We start from the raw sequence: 15,247 nt of genomic DNA, 5'->3' as shown, positions 1-15,247 counted from the left end.
GCCATGCAGGACTCTTCCGTGAAGCTCGTCGTTTTCGACGTTGACGGTACGCTGGTTGATAGCCAGCACCTCATCGTTGCGGCCCAAGGCATGGCCTTCGCCGAGCACGGCATCGTTCCACCCTCGCGATCAGTCTCCCTTTCCGTTGTCGGCCTTTCACTGCCGCAAGCCTTCCGGCGTCTCGTAGGCGAGGATGGGCCTGTGGAAGGCCTGTCCGAGAGCTACAAGCGGGCCTTCAATACCTTGCGCCTGGATCCGGCCTATGAAGAGCCACTGTTCCCCGGAATGGGCGATCTGATCGAACGTCTGCATGCCCGAGACGATCTGCGCCTCGGACTCGCCACGGGGAAATCCCGGCGCGGTGTCGATCGGCTCGTAGAAAGCCATGGCTGGGGCGACGTCTTCGCCACCATCCAGACTGCCGACGACGCGCCATCGAAGCCCGACCCGGCGATGCTGCATCAGGCCATGGCCGCGGTTGGAGCACCGCCAGAGACGACAGTGATGATCGGAGACACCACCTACGACATGGATATGGCGGTGAGTGCCGGCGCGGCCGCCATTGGTGTCGCCTGGGGCTACCATCCGCCGGGAGCGCTGCTTGGCGCTGGGGCAGTGATCGTGGTCGAAACCGCTTCCGCGCTGGCAGATCTGTTCACGGGCGGCCTTCGAACGGTCGCTGTAGACATGACGATTGCGGATCTTACCCGCGAGTAAAGTTCGCTACAGCCATTCAGTATCGCGCCGGCTTCCTGCTCGCAGGCTGCGAGACGATGCGCTAGAACCTCTCGCCATGAGTACAGACGATCCTGCCGATTGGCTTGGCGACGCCCCTCCGGTGCACGATCCGCACAAGGCCGTGCGCGCACAAACCCGCCCCGCATTGCCAAAGCGGTTCTACAAAGTGGCCGGCCTCGCGGGTAGCGAGGAGGGGTTTCGCCTGATTCTCGACGGGCGATCTGCCAATACACCGGCCCGTAATCCGCTGACCTTACCGACCCGCTCACTTGGCGAAGCTATCGCCGCAGAATGGGCAGCGCAGGCCGAGTTCATCGACCCCTCGACCATGCCGCTGACTCGCCTCGCCAACACTGCCATCGACGGGGTCGCTCCCCGCCGTGACGCGGTGATCGATGATCTCTCGGCCTATGCAGGGACGGATCTCGTCGCCTACCGCGCCGGAGACCCGGAACGTCTCGTGGCCGATCAAGCCCGTGCCTGGAACCCCGTGATCGACTGGGCGCACGAGACCTTGGGCGTACGCCTGATATTGAGCGAAGGCGTGATGCATGTGACCCAGCCGGAGACGTCGGTGAACGCGCTTCGCGCTGCGATCGCGGCCGTCGAAGGGCCTTTCCGGCTGGCCGCGCTGCACACGATGACGACCTTGACTGGCTCTCTCCTGATCGCCCTCGCCACGCTGCGCGGACATCTCACTCCAATGGAGGCCTGGGCGGCGGCGCATGTGGACGAGGCCTATCAGGCCAGCGTCTGGGGTAGCGATGCCGAAGCTGAGGCTCGGCATGCCCTTCGGAAGGCTGAATTCGAGGCCGCAGCGACGCTGGCAACCCTGGCTCGTTAAATTCATTTTCGCTGCCTTTCCCCCGTGCTAAGGCGCTTTTGAAGTATACCGCCAAGCCATGCTGTCGGACACGGCACGGCTTCACCCCAACGAACCCATCTCAAGGCTCACCACGCATGAAGGATATTCTCGAGAAGCTGGAAGAGCGGCGCGCTCAAGCCCGTCTCGGCGGCGGCGAAAACCGCGTCGTGGCCCAGCACAAGCGCGGCAAACTGACGGCACGAGAGCGTATCGAACTCCTCCTCGACCATGGTTCGTTCGAGGAATTCGACATGTTCGTGCAGCATCGCTCGACCGATTTCGGGATGGAGAAGCAGAAGATTCCCGGTGACGGCGTGGTCACCGGCTGGGGCACCATCAACGGCCGCACCGTGTTCCTCTTCTCCAAGGACTTCACCGTCTTCGGCGGCTCGCTCTCCGAGACGCATGCCGCCAAGATCGTCAAGGTCCAAGATATGGCGCTGAAGATGCGCGCCCCGATCATCGGCATTTTCGATGCCGGCGGTGCCCGCATCCAGGAAGGCGTCGCCGCTTTGGGCGGCTACGGCGAGGTATTCCGCCGCAACGTCGCCGCTTCCGGCGTCATTCCGCAGATCTCCGTCATCATGGGCCCCTGCGCGGGCGGCGACGTCTACTCGCCCGCCATGACCGACTTCATCTTCATGGTCCGTGACACGAGCTACATGTTCGTCACGGGCCCGGACGTGGTGAAGACCGTGACCAACGAGGTCGTCACGGCCGAGGAACTCGGCGGCGCCAAGGTCCACACCACCAAGTCCTCCATTGCCGACGGGTCGTTCGAGAACGACGTGGAGGCGATCCTTCAGATCCGCCGCTTGCTCGACTTCCTGCCCGCCAACAACATCGACGGCGTGCCGGAGATCGAAAGCTTCGACGACCCGCTCCGGCTCGATAAGTCCCTCGATACCCTGATTCCGGACAACCCGAACAAGCCCTACGACATGGGTGAGTTGATCCGCCGGGTGGCCGACGAAGGCGACTTCTTCGAAATCCAGTCGACTTATGCGCGCAACATCATCACCGGGTTCGGCCGCATCGAGGGCCGCACCGTCGGTTTCGTCGCCAACCAGCCGATGGTGCTGGCCGGCGTGCTCGATTCGGATGCCTCCCGCAAGGCGGCCCGCTTCGTACGCTTCTGCGATGCGTTCTCGATCCCGATCGTCACCTTCGTCGATGTCCCCGGCTTCCTACCCGGCACCGCACAGGAATATGGCGGTCTCATCAAGCACGGCGCCAAGCTGCTCTTCGCTTACAGCCAAGCCACCGTGCCGCTGGTGACCATCATCACCCGCAAAGCTTTCGGGGGTGCCTATGACGTGATGGCCTCGAAGCATGTAGGCGCCGACATCAACTACGCTTGGCCGACCGCGCAGATCGCGGTGATGGGCGCCAAGGGCGCGGTGGAGATCATCTTCCGAAGCGAGATCGGCGATACCGACAAGATTGCAGCCCGAACCGGCGAATACGAGGATCGCTTCCTTTCGCCCTTCGTCGCAGCCGAGCGCGGCTATATCGACGAGGTGATCATGCCCCACTCGACGCGCAAACGCATCGCCCGGGCGCTCGGCATGCTCCGCACCAAGGAGATGGAGCAGCCCTGGAAGAAGCATGACAACATCCCGCTCTGAGCGGTGGTAGGCTTCCCACCGGGGAAGCCTATTCCCAGTGGCCCACCGCGAAGTGGATGGTGGGCCATGACATGGGGTGCGGGAGCCGCGATGGCGTCTTCGGCCATCCCAATCTCGACCTCATCGTCAGGTGCCGCGGCACCTGACGATGAGAAAGGCTCCAGCCGGACCTGAGCGAACGAAAGAGTTCCTCAAGACCCACATACGCGGGGCACATCTGGATGAGGTGGTTCGATGGGATGGGCGAACGTGCTCAGCCGACCGGCCGCTCGAAGTTCCCTCCGTCCGGTCCGGGTGATCTGACAGCCGTCCCGGAAAGCCGCCATACCTACCAAAGGCTCGGCACTCTCACCCATATCGCGATTGTTCCCGGATGCTGCCAGGATGATCCGACGCAGGAGGGACAGATCGAGAGCTTGCGCCGATGGTTCGCGGCTTGCGCCGGCAAGGGCCGGCTACCAGCTCGCTGGGTTGGGTTGGACCGGAATCTCCGCTTTTGAGCTTCCCCAACGCCCCATCGTGGCAAGACAAACAGTACCTTTTCTTTCAAGGGCATTGTCAGCACTGCCGTGAACAAACCCGCAAATCGCTATCACCGGTTACCGGCTCATCAATACAGAAATAAACCGCTCCAACGATTATTGCCTTAAAAACAACCTGCCTCTCTTTTTTCAGTTGCAACCTTAAATTTGACCGCTACGCTCAACCTAGTGATCGAGATCCTTATTGGATAGATTCTAGGATTCGCCATGCCGACCATTAAAATCACGGTAGGTACAGGTTACAATGATGACGATTCCATCACTGTATTTCCTCCGCAACGGTATGACGACGATCCGGAAGCAGATATTTATGTCCGCTCCGTCGGGGTCGATGAGCGACTCGTGATTCGCGATAGCGATGGAGACGGGACAACATTATTCTACTTTTCTGAAGATCGCTTGTCGCACCATGCTACGGCGTTTTCGGGAGGCTACGATTTCAACTTCTCCGACCGCCTTGGAAAAACGACACTCGAGGGTGGAAATTTCGCCGATGTCCTGACCGGTGGATCCGGCTCGGACAGTCTTCTTGGAGGGCTCGGAGACGACACGCTCAACGGTCGTCGCGGCAACGACGTGCTGGAAGGAGGCGCTGGCGCTGACATCTTGAACGGCAGCTTGGGAACCGACACGGCGAGCTACGAGCATTCCTCCGCGGGAGTCACCGTCAACCTGAGCACGGGCGTCAATCGAGGTGGCGATGCCGAAGGCGACGTCTTGATCAGTATCTCCAAGATCAATGGCAGCACCCATGGAGACCATCTCACGGGCAACGCCGCCGCCAACACTTTGATCGGCAACGGAGGAAACGACTCTCTTTACGGCCTAGGTGGCAATGACCGCCTCGTCGTTTCCGAGGATCCCGTCATCATCGACGGAGGCACCGGGAAAGACGTACTGATTGTCACGGGCGTTATCGAACTCACAAACAGCAACTTCAATAGTATCGAAAGGACCTACGTTCGGAACGGCGGTGATGTGTCGTTCGAGTTCGTAACGCAAGGTCAAACCATCGTATCTCAGACGACTTTGGAAAATAGCACCGTCATCTATGGCACCCAGGGCAATGATTGGATCTTGTCCGGCGACGGCAACGACAGTATCACTGGCGGCGCCGGCAACGATAAGTTGTTTGCAGGTTCGGGCGAAACCATTTTCGGCTATACGGACAGTAATTTCGGCCGAGACAACATTTATAAATTCGAAGTCGATATCGATCGCCTTAATGTAACACTCATCGCGAAAAACTTCAGTGACATTAAAATTAAAGCGATCAACGGCGGACAAGATACGCAAGTTACGTTTGCTGGGATTGCAGACCCTGCGCAGAAAATCATCTTGCACGATGTCGTGGCATCGAGCCTGACGGACGGTAGTTTTATTATCTAGCTGTTCCTACACGGCAACTTTACTGAAAGCATCAGTATGCGCCTGACAGGCAGGCATTGCTTCCTGCTACGAGTGCATTCCGGCGACGCAGTCGCCGGATCCTCGAGAGAGGCGCATTTTTACAATGGCCTTGGGGTACTGTACTCAAGCGGCGGTGTCGGTCGCGCCCCCTGAAGACACCCTTATCGCTCGTGAGGCCATGTGAGGTATTCTGGCGGCAGGGTAGGTGGATGGCGCTGAGCGGTCGATCGTGAGCGCAAAACTCCGCTTGGCCAAGCGTGGCAGTGTTTGTCCGTCGCCACCCTAACCGTGCGGTGAGTCCGCTCGAGCCATTCGAGTGGGCGACAATCGCTTCAGGCGACTCTCAGCTCGAAGATCAGGTTCAGCCGCGTGCGGGCGATCTGGCGATAGCCGCGCGATTCGAGCAGGCCGACGAGGTTGATCTGCCATTGCGCCGTGCCATCCTCGATGAGGAGCAGGCGAGGGTGCAGGGAGACCGGCGCCTCACGAAAGAACGGCTCCAGGATCAGGTCCTCGGCCCCCTCCACGTCGAGCTTGATCGCATCGATCCGGGTGATGCCTTCGCCCTGGGCAAGGCCCAGAAGGGTGACTGCAGGCACTCGGATCTGTGCGCCCTCGTTGGTGCCGACAATCTTCAGACTCGATTCGCCCCGGTTGCGCGGATCGACGAACAAGGTCAGTTCACCGGCCTTATCGGCCACCGCGCAAGCCACGGCCTTCACCGTGCCGAACGGGTTTTGGGCAATATTGTAGGTGAGCCGATCGAAGATGTCGGGTTGAGGTTCCACGGCTAGGATCCGCGCGCGGGGACCGGCGAAGGCGGCGACGGACAAGGCGTAGGCGCCGATATTGGCCCCGATATCGAGGAAGGTGCAGCCGGGCTGCAGCCGTGACTCCAAAAGCGCACGTTCTTCGGGATCGAAGAATTGCGGCGTGAACAGCACCTTCTTCTCACAATTGTTGTTGTAGGGGTGCAGCCGCATCCGTGCGCCAAAACGCTCCACGTCGAGGGGCTGACCCTGCAGCATCGTGATCGCGAGTCGCCTCAGCAGGAAGCCGAGACGCCGCCCCGCCCAGCTTTTGCCCGAGAGGTTCACCGTGCGCTTGGTGATGCGTGCCACAAGCCCCTTGGGCGCGTGGGTGCCGAAGGGTGGGATGCCGGAAGAATGCGTATCGGTCATTGCGCCGGGTGATGCCAGCCCGGCAGCCTGACGGCAAGCTTCTCCTGTCGTCCAGCACCGCCCCTGAAGCCTGCATAATCCGACGCCATGCCCACAAACGGCGCACGTCCCCGATTATCGACTGCGCAAACGGTTATCGGGGAGGCATCCTCCGCAGGACTGGCGCCTTCATGAAAAGGGTAGGGGAACCAAGCAGCCCCAGGGAAAGCCGCATTGAGGGGCAGTCTTACGAAACTGCTTATGTCTGGCACGTGCTGTGCAGATAGCTTCGGGTGGGCAACGGCGCCTGCGAGAGACGCCTTCGATGACGGGCGGCTCGTGCTCACTGTGGCGTGAGCGACCAATCTCTCCCCACCCCGTTCATGGGGGCCACTCGCGAGGAGTGCCGGGAGATATCCGATCGCCTGGAGCCTCTCCGCATGCAGTCCCAAAAAGCGACCCGAATCGATCTCTTCAGTCTGGCCACGCCCCAGATGCGTGCCTTCCACATCACCTGGCTCGCCTTCTTCGTCTGCTTCTTCGCCTGGTTTGCCGTCGCTCCGCTCATGCCGGTCATCAAGGGCGAGTTCAAGCTGACCAACGATCAGGTCTACAATATCAACATCGCCGCAGTCGGTATCACCATCCTGGTTCGCCTCCTGATAGGTCCCATGTGTGACCGGTTCGGGCCGCGCCTGACCTACACGGGTCTGCTGACCCTCGGTGCGATTCCGGTGATCGGCATCGCCTTCGCCAATTCCTATGAGAGCTTCCTGTTCTTTCGCCTCGCCATCGGCGCCATCGGGGCGAGTTTCGTCATCACGCAGTTTCATACCTCAGTCATGTTCGCACCAAACGTGGTCGGTACGGCCAACGCCACGGTCGGCGGCTGGGGCAATGCCGGCGGTGGTGTCACCCAGAGCGTGATGCCGCTGATTCTGGCGGCCCTCGTCAGCATCGGCGTCGAGAAGACGATGGGCTGGCGCCTGTCGATGATCGTGCCCGGCGTCATGATGCTGGTCGTGGCATTGCTGTATTACCGCTTCACGCAGGACACGCCCGAGGGCAACATCACCGAGCTTCGTGCGCGCGGCGTTTCGGTTGACGCCGGCAAGAAGGGCGGCCGGGCCGTCTTCAAACAGGCGATGGCGAACTATCGCGTTTGGATGCTCGCGATCACCTACGGCGCCTGTTTCGGCGTCGAGATCTTCATCCATGCGGTAGCGGCGACGTATTATGTCGAACGATTCAGCCTCGACCTGACCCAGGCCGGAATGGCGGCCGGCAGCTTTGGACTTCTCGCTCTCTTCGCCCGTGCGCTCGGCGGCATCGCGTCGGACCGGGTCGCACGTAAGAAAGGCCTCGACGGCCGCACCCTGCTCTTGTTCGTGCTGATGGTCGGCGAGGGTCTCGGCCTTCTCGCTTTCGCCTATGCGGGGTCGGTCGCGCTCGCCGTCATCGCCATGCTCGCCTTCGGTCTGTTCACCCACATGGCCTGCGGCGCGACCTATGCCCTCGTACCGTTCATCGATCGCAAGGCGCTGGGCGGTGTCGCCGGCATCATCGGCGCCGGTGGAAATGTCGGCGCCGTGGCGGCTGGATTCCTGCTCAAGGGGGTCGGCAACCTGCCCGGTGCGCTGTTCATTCTCGGCATCGCCGTGCTGATCTCGTCGCTCTGCGCGATCTCCGTGCGCTTCTCGCTCACCCATAAGGAAAACGAGCAGAAGCTGTACGACGAAGCGGTCGCCCAACGCGCCGTCGCCAGCGGCCAGCCCGCCTTCGCCTAGATCGCTCATCACATCCGCAACAAGGGGAGCAGCGACGCTAGTCGTTGCCCCCTTGTCGGCTTTAGACGCCGCGGCGCTCGTTCAGGCCAGCGAGGCGTGAAGCTTCTCGAAGCGGTCGCGCCAATGCAATCGATAGGCGTTGCGTACGTCCACGCTGACGATCCGGCGGTGCGTTAATGTGATCTCCGTGGCTTTGTCACCCACCGACAGAAGATCGACCTGCACGATAGTCTCGCCGATGCGCAGCATCTCGTTCGGCCCGTCATAAGTCCAGGTCTGATGCAGGTGATGCCCGCGTCGGATCTCTTCAAAATGACCGGTAACCGCGTGAAGTGCGCCCGCCTCATCCCGCCCACGCAGCAGGAATGTCCCCCCGACCCGTGGGTCGATCTCTACATGTTCCGCCACGGTTCCAACCGGCGCCATCCAGCCTCGCGCGAGCAATGGGTCCGTCCAGGCTCGGAAGACGTCCGGCTGCGGGGCGCGCACCACGTGTTTGAGAACGACGACGGGAACGATCTGAATCATGGGCCGTCCATATCCTGAAAGATCGAGCCGCATGGCACGCCCTGAATCGTTTAGCTGGGGCGGCCAGATCGTTCTTCGCCCCGCAAGTTCCGTGCGGCAAGGGGAGGAAGATGGTTGGAGCACGATGAGGACAAGGGAAAGGCCGTCCTGTCACCCCTCTGATCACTCGCGCCTTGCCTCAATGCCGCTCAAGGACGATTTTGGCGACCGATAGGCATGGCCCTCGGGCCGCCACCGACCTTCCGACAGGAGCATGCAGCGCGATGCAGACGTTCGATTCCGACGGGACCACCATCGCCTATATCGACGTGCCGGCGAAGGGAGGCAGCGGTGATCCGATCGTGCTGATCCACGGCTTCGCCTCAAACCATTCCGTGAATTGGGTCAATACACTCTGGGTGAAAACCCTGTCCGAGGCGGGGCGCCGGGTCGTCGCTCTCGACAATCGCGGCCATGGCGAGAGCGAGAAGCTCTACGAGCCGGAAGCCTATGGCTCCGACATCATGGCGCAGGATACAAGGCGGCTCCTCGACCATCTCGGTATCGAGCGCGCCGACATCATGGGGTATTCCATGGGCGCGCGGATCTCGGCCTATCTCGCACTCGACAACCCGGAGCGGGTGCGTTCGGTGCTGTTAGGGGGCCTTGGCCTGCATCTGGTGGAGGGAAAAGGCCTGCCAAATGGCATCGCCGAGGCTTTGGAGGCTCCGGCTGGCGAAAAGGCGCCCAATCTCACGGCCGCTGCCTTCCGTACCTTCGCCGAACAGACCAAAAGCGACCTTCGGGCGCTCGCCGCCTGTATGCGCGGCTCACGCCAGACCTTGTCACGGGAGGAAGTCTCTCAGATCGAGGCTCCCACGCTCGTCACGGTGGGCACCCTCGATACTGTAGCGGGCTCGGCCCCGGCTTTGGCGGCGCTCATGCCCCATGCGAAGAGCCTGGAACTCCCCAACCGCGATCACAGCACGGCTGTCGGCGACAAGCTGCACCGGCAGGGCGTTCTGGCCTTCCTCGACGAGCGGCCGTGACGGCGATCAGCTCTTCAGCCGATAGCCGGTGCGGAAGATCCACGTCACGCTGGCAAGGCAAAGGGCGAGGAAGATCAACGTCATCGCGAGGCTGATCTCCACCCCGACATCGGACGTGCCGAAGAAGCTCCAGCGGAAACCGCTGATGAGATAGACCACCGGGTTCACGAGACTCACCGTCCGCCAGAAGGGCGGCAGCATCTCGATGGAATAGAAGCTGCCGCCGAGAAAGGTGAGTGGCGTGACGATGAGGAGCGGCACCAGTTGCAGCTTCTCGAACCCATCTGCCCATAATCCGATCAAAAAACCGAACAGGCTGAACGTGGTCGCGGTCAGCAGGAGAAACGCTACCATCCAAAGCGGATGCTCGATCCTCAGCGGTACGAACAGGGCCGCCGTCGCCAAGATGATGAGGCCGATCAGGATCGATTTCGAAGCCGCGGCCCCGACATAGCCGAGCACGATCTCCAACGGCGAGACCGGTGCCGACAGGATCTCGTAGATCGTCCCGGCAAAGCGCGGGAAGTAGATGCCGAAGGATGCGTTGGCGATGCTCTGCGTCAGCAAAGAGAGCATGATCAGGCCTGGCACGATGAAGGCGCCATAGGCGACTCCATCCACGGAAGCCATGCGTGCACCGATCGCTGCGCCGAAGACCACGAAATACAGAGAGGTTGCGATGACCGGAGCAACGATACTCTGAAGGCCCGTGCGCCAGAAACGCGCCATTTCGAAAAGGTAAATGGCGCGGATCGCCGGCCAATTCATCGCAAGAGGATTCATCGGGGCGACCTTCATGCCTGCTCCCTCACGAGATCGACGAAGATGTCTTCGAGGGAACTTTGGCTCGTGGAGAGATCGCGAAATGGGATTCCCGCCGCAGCGAGGTCGGTGAGCAAAGTCGTGATGCCGGTGCGCTCGCCCTTGGTATCGTAGGTGTAGACAAGCTCCTGACCATCCGCCGATAGCGCGAGGCCGTGTGGGGCCAATTCGACCGGCAATGCGGGGAGCGGAGCCTGCAATTGCAGAGTCAGCCGCTTTTTGCCGAGCTTGCGCATCAGCTCGGCCTTCTCCTCGACCAAGATGATCTGCCCTTTTCGGATCACGCCGACGCGGTCGGCCATCTCTTCGGCCTCGTCGATGTAATGCGTCGTGAGAATGATGGTGACGCCTTGGTCACGCAGCTTCCGCACCAAGCGCCACATATCCTGACGTAGTTCCACGTCTACGCCTGCGGTCGGCTCGTCCAGGAACAGGATACGCGGCTCGTGGCTGAGGGCCTTGGCGATGAGTACGCGCCGCTTCATGCCACCGGACAGCGTCATGATGCGGCTGTCCTTCTTGTCCCACAGCGACAGGTCACGCAGCACCCGCTCGATATGACCAGGGTCGGCCTTCATACCGAACAGCCCCCGGCTGAAACTCGTTGTCGCCCAAACCGTCTCGAACGCGTCCGTAGTGAGCTCCTGCGGCACGAGGCCGATGGCTCTTCGCGCATTACGGTAGTCTTTTGCGATGTCGTGGCCGTCCACCGTAACGGTGCCGCCGCTTGCCCGGACGAGTCCGCAGACGATGCTGATCAATGTCGTCTTACCGGCACCGTTGGGGCCGAGCAGGGCGAAGATTTCACCCCTAGCGATATCGAGGTTGATATCCTTCAGGGCATGGAGACCCGATGCGTAGACTTTGGACAAGCCCGCGATGGAGATGATAGGCGGCATCGAATCTCCGTGGATTATTTTTCTTCGGAGCGACTAACGGCGCTGCCATACCATGGAGATGGGTGCCGCGGACGAGTGTGAAGCGGCACGCCGGAGAACAAAAAAGCCGCCTTGCGGCGGCTTTCTCCGAACGTCGATGGAGGTAACACTCAGGCCTGAAGGCGCCCTTTAACCTCGTCCAGACTGGAGCGGACGAGCGATAGAGCCGCATCGCCCCGGAGGCGCTCCCGCAGGATCACCTCGGACACCTTTACGGCAGCATCGGCGGCGGCGGCGCGAACCTGCGCGGTCGCCTGAACCTCGGCCTGGGCAATCTTGGTCTCGGCCGACTTGGTGCGGCGAGCAATGAACTCGTTCAGACGGGCGTGGCCCTCGTCGGCGATGCGCTGGGCCTCTTCGCGGGCTCCGGCGACAATCGCTTCGGCTTCGGACTCAGCCTGGCTGCGGCGCTTCTTGTAGTCGGCCAGTACCGTGGCGGCCTCCTCGCGCAGACGGCGGGCCTCGTCGAGTTCGGAGCGAACGCGGCGGCCGCGGGTGTCGAGGGCCTTGGTGATCTGAGCGAAGCCGCCGACCTTCCACACGACGCCCATGAACAGGACGAAGGCGACGGCGACCCAGAACTCGGCATCCAACAACATTCTCGTCGTCCTATTTCGTTGGCGTCCGGCAGGGCAGGGCCGGACCGGTCACGTCTGCTGCAGGCGCACTCAGTGCGGGATGGCGACGCGGTTCAATGCGGTATCGAGGCTGGCCTGGTCGGGAGCCGTCCCAGTGAGGCGCTCGACGATGGCGGTGGCCGTTTCGCCAGCGATGGAGCGAACGCTGCCCATGGCTTCGGCGGTGCGGGTGCGAATCGTGGCTTCGGAGGCGGCGATCCTGTCGTTGAGCTCGGCCTCGAGCGTCTTGCGACGGGCTTCAGCCTCGGAGCTCAAGGCAGCGCGGGTCTCGGTGGCGATGGTGCGGGCCTTCGCCTGGGCATCGGCCAGCGACTTCTCGTAGGCGGCTCCGGCTGCCTCGGCCTCGGACTTCATGCGCTGGGCCTCGTCGAGATCGGACGAGAGGCGCGTGGCACGGTCGTGCAGGATCGCCTGGATGCGGGGCAGGGCCACCTTGTCCATCAGGTAATAGAGCAGGCCGAAGGCCAGTGCGAGCCAGATCAGCTGCGAGAGAAAAGTATGGCTCTCGAACGGCGGAAAGCCGCCGCCATGTTCGGACGCGGGCGATACCATGATGCCTTCATGGGTTGCGGTCGGATGGGCCGGCTGAGCCATGACGTCCTTCGCTCAAAGTAAGTTCGTGAATGAGGACCGGGCGCGCGTCCAGAAGAATGGGGCGCCCGGTCCGGGTCTGCTGTCGGGTCGACGAACGTCGTCTGACTTAGACGGCGAACAGGAGGAGCAGCGCGACGAGCAGCGAGAAGATGCCGAGCGCTTCCGTCAGCGCGAAGCCGAGGAGCAGGTTGCCGCGCTGGCCGTCAGCGGCCGACGGGTTGCGAAGGGCACCGGCGTAGAACTGGCCGAAGAGATTGCCGAGGCCGATGGCGGCACCCGCCATTCCGAGGCAGGCGAGGCCGGCACCGATGTACTTAGCGGCTAAGGGATCCATCAAATTGCTCCTGGTGTCGGTTCGTTCGTTGCGTGGAGAGGAATCCGGCCGCAACCGCGGACCGGGGACGGAAGGGGATACCGCCGGGGCCTAGTGGCCGGGGTGGAGGGCGTCGCTGAGGTAGATCGAGGCGAGCGTCGCGAAGACGTAGGCCTGCAGACCGGCGACGAGGAACTCGAGGGCCGTCACCGCGACGCTGAGAGCCAGCGGCAGAGGAGAGATCGCACCCCAGGCACCCGCGGCGAGAAGCGCCGGCACGAAGCCCGCGAAGATCTTGAGGGCGATGTGGCCGGCGAGCACGTTGGCGAAGAGACGCACCGCGAGGCTGATCGGCCGCGAGACGAAGGAGACGATCTCGATGGCGACGATCATCGGCATCAGCCAGCCCGGCACGCCAGAGGGTACGAACACCTTCAGGAACTTCGTGCCGTGGGCCATGAAGCCATAGACGATGACGGTGGTGATCACGAGGAGCGCCAGCGCGAAAGTCACGATGATGTGGCTTGTCACGGCGAACGCATAGGGGATCATGCCGAACATGTTCAGGACGAGGACGAACATGAAAAGGGAGAAGATCAGCGGCATGAACCGCTCGGACCCGTGCCCGGCCGACTGACGGAGGGTCGAGCCGATGAACTCGTAGAACACCTCGGCCACGGACTGCATTCGGCCCGGCACCACCGAGCGCTGCGCCGTCGCCACGATCGTGATCAGCGCGATGATCCCGACAGCGGCGAACATGTACAGCGCCGACTGGGTGAACGCGATTTCCTGATTGCCGATATGACCGAAGGATACGAGCGGCTTGAGCTCGAACTGGTGGATCGGATCCATCTTTACGGCCATTGCCGCTACCGTCCTTCTGTCCACGAGCAGGCGAGATGCCTGCTTTGCCTCAGGACCGCTCGAAAGCGGCAAAATTCGCCGATCAGGATCGTTCCCGATCCTGGTTCTTGTCGACCGCGTTTTTCGCGGCCGGTCTCGAGAGCGAGCCCGAGACACGCATGACGTTATAGACGCCGGTTGCGAAGCCCAGCATGAGCAGAACGATCAGACCCCAGGGCTTCGTCCCCAGAAACTGATCGCACAACCAGCCGAGAATGCCTCCGGCGAGGACACCGGCGATGAACTCCGTGGAGAGTCGCATCGCCAGGCCCAAGGATGACGCCCCGTTGGAGCCACCGGCACCCGACGAGGGGCGGGAAGGAGCGGCGGGCCGCTTCTCCTCGATCCGCTTCTCGAGATGCTTCAGTCTCGCCGAGAGATCCTCGTCCGGCTTCTGCCGTCCGTCTCCATTCCCATCCCCTGCGTCGTTACCGCTCACGGCGAAAACTCACATTGGCGAGAGTGGAGGGAACCGGCCTGAAAACCCCGTCAAGCGCGGCGCACCATAGTTTCGCCTATCTTGAGTGTCAAGGCGCGCCGAATAGGTCTTAAGTTCCTGTAAAATATAGATAAACAGGCCCTTGCGACGATCCTGAACGATGCGCCCCGTGCATGAAGGGCAATCGGAGGCCAAGCTTCGGTCTCAGGCGCCCAGAATCGGCTTGATGACCTTCTCCATCCCGTCGATCGTCATCTCGCCCTTGAAGCGCTCGCCGTTGATGAAAAAGGTCGGCGTCGAGTCGACCTTGAAGGTGTCCAGCCCCTTCTGCTTCACCGCGTTCACGGCAGCGTAGAGCTTCTGATCCTTGAGACAGGTCTCGAATTTCTCCTTCGAGAATCCGGCTTGCCGCAACATCTGCTCCAAGGCATCCACCGGCGATTGCGGCTTCTGCACGTAGGCCCAGCCCTGCTGCTGGTCGAACAGCAGATCGGTGATGGGATAGTATTTCGCGTCGCCGTCGCAGCGGGCCAGCATGAAGGCCGCGGTCGCCAGAGGATCGAGCGGAAATTCGCGCAAGGTGAAGCGCACCTTGCCGGTGTCGACGTAGCGCTCCTTCAAAGCCGGCCAAGTGTTCTTGTGAAACGCGGCACAGTGCGAGCAGGTCATCGAGGCATATTCGATGATCGTGACCTTGGCGTCCTTCGGCCCCAGCCAGACATCGCCGAGGGGACCCGGCTCCATCAGGGAAGCGAGGTTCGCATCCTGAGCGAAGGCGTCGAGGGTCAGCCGGGGCAGGAGCGCGGCCGCGCCGATCGCCATGCCGGTGAGTTTCAAGGTGTCGCGACGGGTGATCATGATGTCGACGGGCTCCGCTCGAAGATCCGATCCATGCGGCTTGCGGTAGAGAC

16 protein-coding genes are annotated in these 15,247 nt (G+C 62.0%); 6 read left to right on the top strand and 10 right to left on the bottom strand.

Annotated elements, in window-relative coordinates:
• The first annotated feature begins 3 nt into the window (after positions 1-3).
• The 4 genes from RQI43_RS07615 to RQI43_RS07600 all read left to right on the top strand — a co-directional run bounded on the left by RQI43_RS07615 (position 4) and on the right by RQI43_RS07600 (position 5,162).
• The gene (locus RQI43_RS07615; protein WP_311274730.1) at positions 4-717 is read left to right on the top strand and encodes an HAD-IA family hydrolase; all 714 of its coding nucleotides are present in this window, start codon (positions 4-6) and stop codon (positions 715-717) included.
• A gap of 76 nt (positions 718-793) precedes the next feature.
• Positions 794-1,582 carry an ATP12 family chaperone protein gene (locus tag RQI43_RS07610; RefSeq protein ID WP_056430409.1) on the top strand — a complete coding sequence of 263 codons (789 nt, stop codon included), beginning with the start codon at positions 794-796 and terminating at the stop codon, positions 1,580-1,582.
• A gap of 116 nt (positions 1,583-1,698) precedes the next feature.
• Positions 1,699-3,231, top strand: coding sequence for an acyl-CoA carboxylase subunit beta (locus RQI43_RS07605; protein WP_207410559.1), 1,533 nt, complete (start codon positions 1,699-1,701; stop codon positions 3,229-3,231).
• A 749-nt stretch (positions 3,232-3,980) separates the two neighbouring features.
• Complete coding sequence (locus RQI43_RS07600) at positions 3,981-5,162, top strand: calcium-binding protein (protein ID WP_311274729.1); 1,182 nt, start codon at positions 3,981-3,983, stop codon at positions 5,160-5,162.
• A gap of 353 nt (positions 5,163-5,515) precedes the next feature.
• On the opposite strand, the gene RQI43_RS07595 is transcribed toward RQI43_RS07600, so the two are convergent.
• Entirely contained in the window at positions 5,516-6,364 is an 849-nt protein-coding gene (locus RQI43_RS07595; RefSeq protein ID WP_311274728.1) for an FkbM family methyltransferase, read from the bottom strand.
• A 419-nt stretch (positions 6,365-6,783) separates the two neighbouring features.
• Here RQI43_RS07595 and RQI43_RS07590 point away from each other — a divergent pair, with 419 nt between their 5' ends.
• Positions 6,784-8,130 carry a NarK family nitrate/nitrite MFS transporter gene (locus tag RQI43_RS07590; protein WP_311274727.1) on the top strand — a complete coding sequence of 449 codons (1,347 nt, stop codon included), beginning with the start codon at positions 6,784-6,786 and terminating at the stop codon, positions 8,128-8,130.
• Positions 8,131-8,211: 81 nt separating this feature from the next.
• Here the strand turns inward: RQI43_RS07590 and RQI43_RS07585 are convergent, their stop codons facing one another.
• A complete protein-coding gene (locus RQI43_RS07585; RefSeq protein WP_311274726.1) occupies positions 8,212-8,691 on the bottom strand; it encodes an SRPBCC domain-containing protein in 480 nt (159 codons plus the stop codon).
• Between the two features lie 230 nt (positions 8,692-8,921).
• Between RQI43_RS07585 and RQI43_RS07580 the strand changes: the two genes are divergently transcribed.
• Positions 8,922-9,686 carry an alpha/beta hydrolase gene (locus RQI43_RS07580; protein WP_311274725.1) on the top strand — a complete coding sequence of 255 codons (765 nt, stop codon included), beginning with the start codon at positions 8,922-8,924 and terminating at the stop codon, positions 9,684-9,686.
• 6 nt (positions 9,687-9,692) lie between these two features.
• Here the strand turns inward: RQI43_RS07580 and RQI43_RS07575 are convergent, their stop codons facing one another.
• The 8 genes from RQI43_RS07575 to RQI43_RS07540 form a co-directional block, all read right to left on the bottom strand.
• On the bottom strand, positions 9,693-10,454 hold the full coding sequence (locus RQI43_RS07575) for an ABC transporter permease (RefSeq protein ID WP_207410766.1): 762 nt from the start codon (positions 10,452-10,454) through the stop codon (positions 9,693-9,695).
• Between the two features lie 26 nt (positions 10,455-10,480).
• Positions 10,481-11,407: an ABC transporter ATP-binding protein gene (locus RQI43_RS07570; protein WP_311274724.1), complete on the bottom strand. Its 927-nt coding sequence runs from the start codon at positions 11,405-11,407 to the stop codon at positions 10,481-10,483.
• A 149-nt stretch (positions 11,408-11,556) separates the two neighbouring features.
• On the bottom strand, positions 11,557-12,042 hold the full coding sequence (locus tag RQI43_RS07565; protein ID WP_207410765.1) for an ATP F0F1 synthase subunit B: 486 nt from the start codon (positions 12,040-12,042) through the stop codon (positions 11,557-11,559).
• A gap of 72 nt (positions 12,043-12,114) precedes the next feature.
• On the bottom strand, positions 12,115-12,678 hold the full coding sequence (locus RQI43_RS07560; RefSeq protein ID WP_311274723.1) for a F0F1 ATP synthase subunit B': 564 nt from the start codon (positions 12,676-12,678) through the stop codon (positions 12,115-12,117).
• A gap of 106 nt (positions 12,679-12,784) precedes the next feature.
• Positions 12,785-13,012 (bottom strand): F0F1 ATP synthase subunit C, encoded by a 228-nt coding sequence (locus RQI43_RS07555; protein WP_018044493.1) that lies wholly within the window; start codon positions 13,010-13,012, stop codon positions 12,785-12,787.
• A 90-nt stretch (positions 13,013-13,102) separates the two neighbouring features.
• On the bottom strand, positions 13,103-13,858 hold the full coding sequence (locus tag RQI43_RS07550; protein WP_018044492.1) for a F0F1 ATP synthase subunit A: 756 nt from the start codon (positions 13,856-13,858) through the stop codon (positions 13,103-13,105).
• A gap of 82 nt (positions 13,859-13,940) precedes the next feature.
• A complete protein-coding gene (locus RQI43_RS07545; RefSeq protein WP_207410550.1) occupies positions 13,941-14,336 on the bottom strand; it encodes an AtpZ/AtpI family protein in 396 nt (131 codons plus the stop codon).
• Between the two features lie 204 nt (positions 14,337-14,540).
• The gene (locus RQI43_RS07540) at positions 14,541-15,194 is read right to left on the bottom strand and encodes a DsbA family protein (protein WP_056430592.1); all 654 of its coding nucleotides are present in this window, start codon (positions 15,192-15,194) and stop codon (positions 14,541-14,543) included.
• Between the last annotated feature and the right edge of the window lie 53 nt (positions 15,195-15,247).

The sequence above is a fragment of the Methylobacterium sp. WCS2018Hpa-22 genome, from assembly GCF_031843785.1.
Classification (GTDB): Bacteria; Pseudomonadota; Alphaproteobacteria; order Rhizobiales; family Beijerinckiaceae; genus Methylobacterium.
Note: the sequence above shows the minus strand (reverse complement) of the source record. Positions and strands in the feature narration are given on the sequence as shown.

What these genes read in the sequence shown, in the direction of transcription:
- RQI43_RS07615 (WP_311274730.1), top strand. Translation starts at nt 4, where the DNA reads ATGCAGGACTCTTCCGTGAAGCTCGTCGTTTTCGACGTTGACGGTACG.
- RQI43_RS07610 (WP_056430409.1), top strand. Translation starts at nt 794, where the DNA reads ATGAGTACAGACGATCCTGCCGATTGGCTTGGCGACGCCCCTCCGGTG.
- RQI43_RS07605 (WP_207410559.1), top strand. Translation starts at nt 1,699, where the DNA reads ATGAAGGATATTCTCGAGAAGCTGGAAGAGCGGCGCGCTCAAGCCCGT.
- RQI43_RS07600 (WP_311274729.1), top strand. Translation starts at nt 3,981, where the DNA reads ATGCCGACCATTAAAATCACGGTAGGTACAGGTTACAATGATGACGAT.
- RQI43_RS07595 (WP_311274728.1), bottom strand. Translation starts at nt 6,364, where the DNA reads ATGACCGATACGCATTCTTCCGGCATCCCACCCTTCGGCACCCACGCG.
- RQI43_RS07590 (WP_311274727.1), top strand. Translation starts at nt 6,784, where the DNA reads ATGCAGTCCCAAAAAGCGACCCGAATCGATCTCTTCAGTCTGGCCACG.
- RQI43_RS07585 (WP_311274726.1), bottom strand. Translation starts at nt 8,691, where the DNA reads ATGCGGCTCGATCTTTCAGGATATGGACGGCCCATGATTCAGATCGTT.
- RQI43_RS07580 (WP_311274725.1), top strand. Translation starts at nt 8,922, where the DNA reads ATGCAGACGTTCGATTCCGACGGGACCACCATCGCCTATATCGACGTG.
- RQI43_RS07575 (WP_207410766.1), bottom strand. Translation starts at nt 10,454, where the DNA reads ATGAATTGGCCGGCGATCCGCGCCATTTACCTTTTCGAAATGGCGCGT.
- RQI43_RS07570 (WP_311274724.1), bottom strand. Translation starts at nt 11,407, where the DNA reads ATGCCGCCTATCATCTCCATCGCGGGCTTGTCCAAAGTCTACGCATCG.
- RQI43_RS07560 (WP_311274723.1), bottom strand. Translation starts at nt 12,678, where the DNA reads ATGGCTCAGCCGGCCCATCCGACCGCAACCCATGAAGGCATCATGGTA.
- RQI43_RS07555 (WP_018044493.1), bottom strand. Translation starts at nt 13,012, where the DNA reads ATGGATCCCTTAGCCGCTAAGTACATCGGTGCCGGCCTCGCCTGCCTC.
- RQI43_RS07550 (WP_018044492.1), bottom strand. Translation starts at nt 13,858, where the DNA reads ATGGCCGTAAAGATGGATCCGATCCACCAGTTCGAGCTCAAGCCGCTC.
- RQI43_RS07540 (WP_056430592.1), bottom strand. Translation starts at nt 15,194, where the DNA reads ATGATCACCCGTCGCGACACCTTGAAACTCACCGGCATGGCGATCGGC.